The 1,752-nt window shown below is 38.3% G+C and carries 1 protein-coding gene and 1 pseudogene; both read left to right on the top strand.

The features are described 5' to 3' along the window. Positions 1 to 820, top strand: a pseudogene (locus tag Q5762_RS36675) (hypothetical protein); the annotation flags it as partial. After that, positions 813 to 1,499 (top strand): hypothetical protein, encoded by a 687-nt coding sequence (locus Q5762_RS36670; protein ID WP_315887727.1) that lies wholly within the window; start codon positions 813 to 815, stop codon positions 1,497 to 1,499. The pseudogene Q5762_RS36675 and the gene Q5762_RS36670, both read left to right, overlap by 8 nt. Positions 1,500 to 1,752 lie beyond the last annotated feature (253 nt).

The raw sequence follows: 1,752 nt of genomic DNA, 5'->3' as shown, positions 1-1,752 counted from the left end.
AGGGTACGCAGTTTTAGAAACAGACCAGAATGACAATCCTATTTTGGAAGCGTATTTTACACCAACTGAAACATGGTACTATCCAAAAGATAGCGAACCTTATAGTATTCCGAATCCAACGAATCAACCGCTATTAGTACCAATTATTCACAGGCCAGACGCAGTAAGACCATTCGGTCGTAGTCGAATCACACGGTCGGGAATGTATCAGCAAAAAGCCGCCAAACGTACTTTGGAACGTGCCGAAGCAACCGCAGAATTTTATTCGTTCCCACAAAAATACGTTTTAGGAACAAGCCAAGATGCCGAGGCATTAGATAAGTGGAAAGCGACAGTTTCAACCGTTTTAGAGATTACTAAAGATGATGACGGAGAAAAGCCAGTTGTCGGACAGTTTGCCACAGCGAGCATGGAACCATTCTACGGTCAGTTAAAAATGTATGCTTCATTATTCGCAGGTGGTTCTGGGTTGACACTAGACGACTTAGGCTTCCCGTCTGACAATCCATCAAGTGTTGAGGCTATCAAAGCAAGTCATGAAAACTTACGTGCATCTGCTAAAAAAGCGCAACGATCATTCGCAAGTGGATTTTTAAATGTTGCGTATATAGCAGTTTGTTTACGTGACAATCAACCATATGAACGCACAATGTTCATGAATACCAAAATCATTTGGGAACCATTGTTTGAAATTGACGGTGCTAGTCTTTCAACAATCGGAGACGGTCTAATTAAGATTTCTCAAGCGTATCCAGAATTAAATATTGGCGAAGTATTATTCCAGACAACTGGTATAAAGGATGGTGAGACAGATGGTTGATGATATTGTCCCAAAATTATTAGATGACTCGAAAAAAGAGTTTTTAAACAAGTATAAAGCCAATAAAAAAATACCGAAGTTGTTAGAGACCAAAAATCATGCTAATGCTTATTTATACGCTCAAGAGGTTGGCAACATTTTAGCAGAGGTTTTTGATAGTAAATTATCCGCGAGCATTTTGCCAGATGGCAAGATGTTTTTTAATATCGCAGAAAGGATATTAAATGAAACACTTGGAAATAATCATAAGTTGGTTACTGACTACGCAGTCGAATTGCAAACCGCCTTGAATAAAGAGGCTGGCATCGGATTAAAACCTAAGAAGAATAAAATCAACCAGGATAAAGTTGATGGAATAGTTAACAGATTATCTTCCGAAGATAATTTTGATGAAGTCAAATGGATTCTAAAAGACCCAGTTGTCAATTTTTCGCAGTCAGTCATTGATGATTTTATTATGACTAATGTCGATTTTCATGCAAAAGCAGGGTTAAAGCCAAAACTAACTAGATATGTGGTTGGTAAATGTTGCAAGTGGTGTGAAAACTTAGCAGGCACCTACGACTATCCAGTCGATAAAATCATTTATGCAAGGCATGAAAATTGTGACTGTGTGGTTGAATATCATCCCAAAGACGGACGAGGTATTCAAAACGCTTATTCGAAAAGATGGAGGTAACTACTTGATAATTTTGCAAATGGCATTATTTTTAAGCGGAAGGAAGTGATCTAACATCTCCCAGCGATAGGGTTATCATGCAATACGGTTGGAAGGAAATAGTGATGGTCAAAACTAAAGAAAAACTTGGCAATCAGCATCCCACTCAATCGGTAAACTTACATTGGACTAAAACACTATCACCAGAAGCACTTGGTTAGTATTTAAGGCCAGTCTTTACATAATAACCAAGTGCTTCTGGTGATAGTGTTTT

Source organism: Streptomyces sp. P9(2023), from assembly GCF_032436795.1.
GTDB lineage: Bacteria > Actinomycetota > Actinomycetes > Streptomycetales > Streptomycetaceae > Streptomyces.
This window is presented reverse-complemented; position numbering and strand designations above follow the sequence as displayed.

Coding starts and splice junctions, on each gene's coding strand:
- Q5762_RS36670 (WP_315887727.1), top strand. CDS start 813: ATGGTTGATGATATTGTCCCAAAATTATTAGATGACTCGAAAAAAGAG.